We start from the raw sequence: 5,350 nt of genomic DNA, 5'->3' as shown, positions 1-5,350 counted from the left end.
GAATTTGATCGAGCCGTTGGGCAGCATCGTCAGTTCCGGCTCGGTGTCGGAGTTCTCGTAGCCCGCCCGCTCGTAGCCGTTCCATTCCCCTTGGATCTGCTCGTGCACGATCTCGACGGGTTTGAGGTAATTGTGCTCCTGTCCCTGAGGAAGAAGTGGACGTCCATCGGATGGCCGGGTTCGGTCTCCACCACCATGGCAAGATCGACGGCGCCGTCGCCATTGAAATCGCCAGTCACAGCCGTGATGATCTTCCGGGTTTCGATCGGCTCGGCGAGGGTGGCCGTGGGGAGAAACAACACAAAGGCGAGCAACAGAGATTTCATGCGTATTCCCCCGGGAGCGAGACGGCGTGCCCGAGCACGAGCATGGCAGGTATTCCGGGACTTTCTACAGTGGGGCGGGAAGAAAAATGTTCGGGCCGACGGGCGCGAAGGAACGCCGTGCGCGCCTGCCAAGTTTGCTGCCGGAAACTGACAGCAATTCATGCCACGATGCTGGCCAATGACGATGGGCATGATGCCGGAGGCAGGACGACAGTGAGAGCGATGACGCGAGGGGCAACAGCATCGAACGGGCAGGCCGACTGATGGCGCCGATCAAGGTCGATCCCGCCAAGGTCCACGAATTCGCGGATCCTGCCGGCTTCTACGCCTGGCTGAGCAAGCACCACGCCACGGAAACCGAAGTCTGGATCAAGGTGCACAAGGTGGGGTCGGGATTGAAATCGATCACCCCCAAGCAAGCCATCGACGTGGTGCTGTGCTTCGGCTGGATCGATGCGGTGCGCAAAGGGTTGGACGACAAGAGCTTCCTGCAGCGCTACACGCCGCGCGGCAGGAAGAGCATCTGGAGCCTGATCAACATCGACAATGTGGCGCGGCTGGTCGAGGAGGGCCGCATGACCGAGCATGGGCTCAAACAGGTCGAAGCGGCGAAGGCGGACGGGCGCTGGGCGCGCGCCTATGGCAGCGGCAAGGAGATGAAAATTCCCGATGATTTGCAAGCGGCCATAGACGCCGAACCCGCTGCGAAGGCGATGTTGGCAAAGCTCAGCGCGCAAAACCGCTTCGCGCTCGCCTTCCGCATTCACAACATGAAGACGGAGGCCGGGCGCAAGAGGAAGATCGAAGCGTTTGTGGCAATGCTGAAGCGCGGTGAGACGATCCATCCGCAAGGCAGGAAGTGAGGTTTGGCGCGAGTTCGTCTTCGGCGCCGCAAGCCTGTCCTCAAGGGATCCCTCGTTGCGCGAAGCGCTTCAGGATTTGAATCGCGAAATTGTTCCAACTGCTTGTTTTCGCGCAATTCGGGGTCGGCGTGGCGCGGCCGCTTCAGCAACGACATCGCTGGTGGACGGAGGAGGGCACGGCGGCTACCCTTCGAAAGCCGCGACGATCGAGCGGCGGACCGGTCGCTGGGAGTCGTTGCCGTTGAGAAGAGTTGCTTCGTGGACGATGGCGCTGGGTCTCATTGTCATCGTCGCGTGTGTGGGAGCCGGGGTCACGCTTGCCCAGACTTCGCCCGATCAGACTTCTCCCGACTTGGCTTCCCCCTCGGCCTCGCCGGCAAAAGAGATCTCGGTCGGGATAAAACAGGCGCCGCCTTTTGCGTTCAAGCTGCAGGACGGCAGCTGGTCGGGATTGAGCATCGACCTCTGGCAGAAAATGGCCGGGCGGCTCAACCTGCGCTTCCACTATGTCGAAGTGCCTGCCGTGCAGGACCAGATCGATGGCGTCGTCAGCGGCAGATTCGATGCGGCGATGGCCGCGATCACGGTCACGGCCGACCGCGAAAAGGCCGTCGACTTCACGCAGCCCTTCTTCACGACCGGGCTCGGCATCGCAACGCCGCTCAACAACCAGCCGTCATGGCGGCCGGTGCTGCATGCCCTGACGTCGTTCGGCTTCCTGCAGGCGGTTCTGGCGCTGGTCATCATATCGGTGGTGGTCGGCGTCCTCATCTGGATGTTCGAACGCCGGCACAATGACGATTTCGGCGGCGGCGTCGCCAAGGGACTGTTTTCCAGCATGTGGTGGTCGACCATCGCCGCGACGCAGGCCAGCACCGGTGATTTCGGCCCGCGAACCGTGCCGGGGCGCGTGCTGGCCGCGCTCTGGATGATGGGATCGATCATTGCGATCGCGGTGTTCACTGCGGGTGTCACATCGGTGCTGACGGTGACGCAGATGGAAGGCATGGTGCAGGGCGAAAGCGATCTCGCCGCGGTCAGGGTCGGCGCGGTGCAGAGCTCGTCGACGGCGTCCTATCTGGATTCGACCCAGATCCGTCATCAGGACTTTGCCTCGATCCAGCAAGGCCTCAACGCGCTTCGCGCCGGCAAGATCGACGCGCTGGTGCACGACAAGCCGCTGCTTGGCTGGCTGGTCGGGCAGAATTACGCGACAAGCCTGCAGGTTCTCGATGCGACGTTCGACCAGCAGCAATATGCCATTGCGCTGCCGCTCGGCAGCCCGTTGCGCAAGTCTCTCGATGTCGCCCTCCTGCAGACCATCGAAAGCGATTGGTGGAAGCAGGCCGTCTTCCAGTATCTGGGCGAGAAGTAGCCGGCAGCAATTTCAGCGGTGCTATGCGCTGGAAGAACCGCCGTCGCTATCCGAGAGTGGCGGCCTGTCTTTCAGGGATGGATGGTTGCTGTCACTGGTCCAGGTCGACCGGTGTCACGCCAAGAAGTTTCAGGGCATTGGCATAGGTCCGGATGCCTTGCGCCTGCTTGCGCTCGGCACAGAACCGGTTCGCCTTGTCCTGGAGTGCCGTTGCCTCGGCGATCTGGCTCGCGCTGGCACCGGGTTTGGCTTTGGTCTGGATGGCTCCGTCGAGTTGAAGACCGAGCCGGCTGCAATATTCGCTCCGGGTGACCGCCGCATCCGACTGTGCGACCGCAAGCACGGCGAGCGAAATGCCTGTCAGGGCAGCCATCCATCCGGTCGAACGTCGTTGCATGTTTCGGGACCATTTCTTCGCGTTGTGCCGCAGGCCGCGTGACCGCCGCGAGGGTGGTTATGACAGGCGATGTTTTCGCGAGTTTTTCCCGGATGTTGAATCTTGTTTCTGGAGTGTGTCTGGCGGTGAAGCTGCCAATCTCCCCCACGAGGGGGAGATCGGCGGTGTGCGGCGCTTGCGCCTCTTCCTTTGCGGCTATCCTTCGCGTAAGGCGCCGGGCAAATCGTTTCACGCAAGCAAAATTCCCCGGACACCGCATGATCAGACTTGAAAGCATCAGCAAGCAGAACGGCCGTCAGCTTGTCTTCATCGAAGCGTCGGCGTCCCTGCAGAAGGGCGAGAAGGTCGGCCTCGTCGGGCCGAACGGCGCCGGCAAGACGACGCTGTTTCGCATGATCACCGGCCAGGAGCAGCCAGACGAAGGCCAGGTGCAGGTCGATCGCGGCGTCACCATCGGCTATTTCAGCCAGGATGTCGGCGACATGGAAGGCCACAGCGCTGTCGCCGAAGTGATGAACGGCGCCGGGCCGGTCAGCGAAGTCGCGGCCGAAATGGCGGCCCTCGAGGCGGCCATGGCCGATCCCGAGCAGGCCGACCAGATGGACGAGATCATCGAAAAATATGGCGAGGCGCAGCACCGCTTCGAGGAACTCGACGGTTATGCGCTGGATGGCCGCGCCCGCGAAGTGCTGGACGGTCTCGGCTTTTCGCAGGAGATGATGGACGGCGATGTCGGAAAGCTGTCCGGCGGCTGGAAGATGCGCGTGGCGCTGGCCCGCATCCTGTTGATGCGGCCCGACGCCATGCTGCTCGACGAGCCGTCGAACCATCTCGACCTGGAGAGCCTGATCTGGCTGGAATCCTTCCTGAAGAACTATGATGGCGCGCTGCTGATGACCTCGCACGACCGCGAGTTCATGAACCGCATCGTCAACAAGGTGGTCGAGATCGACGCCGGTTCGCTGACCGCCTATTCCGGAAACTACGAATTCTACCAGCAGCAGCGGGCGATCGCCGATAAGCAGCAGCAGGCTCAGTTCGAGCGCCAGCAGGCGATGCTGGCCAAGGAGATCGCCTTCATCGAGCGCTTCAAGGCGCGCGCCTCGCATGCCGCGCAGGTGCAGAGCCGGGTGAAGAAGCTGGACAAGATCGACCGCGTCGAGCCGCCGAAGCGCCGCCAGACCGTGTCCTTCGATTTCCTGCCGGCGCCGCGCTGCGGTGAGGATGTCGTCACGCTGAAGAACGTCCACAAGGGCTATGGCAGCCGCAGCATCTATGAGGGGCTCGATTTCCAGGTCCGCCGCCGCGAGCGCTGGTGCATCATGGGCGTCAACGGCGCCGGCAAATCGACGCTTCTGAAGCTGGTCGCCGGCGCTTCCGAGCCCGATACCGGCACGGTCGCGCGGGGCCCAAGTGTCAAGATGGGATATTTCGCCCAGCACGCCATGGAGGTGCTGGAAGGCGAGCGCACTGTGTTCCAGACACTGGAAGACGCGTTCCCCCAGGCCGGCCAGGCGCCGCTGCGGGCACTCGCAGGCTGCTTCGGCTTTTCCGGCGACGAGATCGAGAAGAAATGCCGTGTGCTGTCAGGCGGCGAGAAGGCGCGGCTGGTGATGGCGCTGATGCTGTTCGACCCGCCCAACCTTTTGGTGCTGGACGAGCCGACCAACCATCTCGACATCGCCACCAAGGAGATGCTGATCACGGCACTTTCGCAGTATGAGGGCACCATGCTGTTCGTCTCGCACGACCGGCATTTTCTGGCGGCGCTTTCCAACCGCGTGCTGGAACTGACGCCCGAAGGCATCCACACCTATGGCGGCGGCTATACGGAATATGTCGAGCGGACGGGGCAGGAAGCGCCGGGCCTGAGGAGCTAACGGCTACCTCAGCGAGATGCTCATGCCGCTGAGGTCGGCGTTGACCTGCAGGCCGACCTGCCTGCCCGTCAATTCGAGCTGGGCGCCCTTGTCATTGGTCATGACGATCACCTGAGCCCCTTTGCCAAGCGCGCCGCCACCGCCCGCCGCACCGTAGACCCCGGTCACATCCCGCGCACGTTTGATGTGGCGCACGGTACCTCGGAAATAGGTCTTGGAGACGCCGAAGGCGAGACCGCCCGAGACGCCGCCGACCGAGATGGGATAGCGGCGGCCATGGAAGGTCAGCGTTCCTTCGCCTCCGGAGCCACCGACGAAGAAGGCCGCCTTGTAGACGGCGAAGCGGATCGTGCCGCTGTCGGCATGCGCGGCGCTGGCAAAGCCGATGCTCGCGGTGGCGACGGCGGCAACCGCTATGGAACGAAATCCGGATGAAATCTTCATGGTGAGAACTCCTCAATGTCGCCGCTTTGCCGGCCAGGATGTCTGGGTGGGATCAAAGCTACAAC

5 protein-coding genes are annotated in these 5,350 nt (G+C 62.8%); 3 read left to right on the top strand and 2 right to left on the bottom strand.

From position 1 onward, the window contains the following. Positions 1–589 precede the first annotated feature (589 nt). The gene (locus EN884_RS24420; RefSeq protein ID WP_027160818.1) at positions 590–1,189 is read left to right on the top strand and encodes a YdeI/OmpD-associated family protein; all 600 of its coding nucleotides are present in this window, start codon (positions 590–592) and stop codon (positions 1,187–1,189) included. Positions 1,190–1,430: 241 nt separating this feature from the next. After that, complete coding sequence (locus EN884_RS24415; RefSeq protein ID WP_224621835.1) at positions 1,431–2,564, top strand: transporter substrate-binding domain-containing protein; 1,134 nt, start codon at positions 1,431–1,433, stop codon at positions 2,562–2,564. A gap of 91 nt (positions 2,565–2,655) precedes the next feature. Here EN884_RS24415 and EN884_RS24410 read toward each other — a convergent pair whose 3' ends face one another. After that, positions 2,656–2,937, bottom strand: a complete 282-nt coding sequence (locus tag EN884_RS24410; protein WP_082826505.1) for a hypothetical protein — start codon at positions 2,935–2,937, stop codon at positions 2,656–2,658. A gap of 281 nt (positions 2,938–3,218) precedes the next feature. Here EN884_RS24410 and EN884_RS24405 point away from each other — a divergent pair, with 281 nt between their 5' ends. Then, positions 3,219–4,841: an ABC-F family ATP-binding cassette domain-containing protein gene (locus EN884_RS24405; RefSeq protein ID WP_013530640.1), complete on the top strand. Its 1,623-nt coding sequence runs from the start codon at positions 3,219–3,221 to the stop codon at positions 4,839–4,841. Positions 4,842–4,844: 3 nt separating this feature from the next. On the opposite strand, the gene EN884_RS24400 is transcribed toward EN884_RS24405, so the two are convergent. Continuing rightward, positions 4,845–5,285, bottom strand: coding sequence for a hypothetical protein (locus EN884_RS24400; RefSeq protein WP_013530641.1), 441 nt, complete (start codon positions 5,283–5,285; stop codon positions 4,845–4,847). Positions 5,286–5,350 lie beyond the last annotated feature (65 nt).

This window comes from Mesorhizobium sp. M7A.F.Ca.AU.001.01.1.1 (assembly GCF_004022735.1).
Taxonomy (GTDB): domain Bacteria; phylum Pseudomonadota; class Alphaproteobacteria; order Rhizobiales; family Rhizobiaceae; genus Mesorhizobium; species Mesorhizobium ciceri.
This window is presented reverse-complemented; position numbering and strand designations above follow the sequence as displayed.

Excerpts from the sequence above, each read along its gene's own strand:
- EN884_RS24410 (WP_082826505.1), bottom strand. The coding sequence starts at position 2,937 with ATGGCTGCCCTGACAGGCATTTCGCTCGCCGTGCTTGCGGTCGCACAG.
- EN884_RS24420 (WP_027160818.1), top strand. The coding sequence starts at position 590 with ATGGCGCCGATCAAGGTCGATCCCGCCAAGGTCCACGAATTCGCGGAT.
- EN884_RS24400 (WP_013530641.1), bottom strand. The coding sequence starts at position 5,285 with ATGAAGATTTCATCCGGATTTCGTTCCATAGCGGTTGCCGCCGTCGCC.
- EN884_RS24405 (WP_013530640.1), top strand. The coding sequence starts at position 3,219 with ATGATCAGACTTGAAAGCATCAGCAAGCAGAACGGCCGTCAGCTTGTC.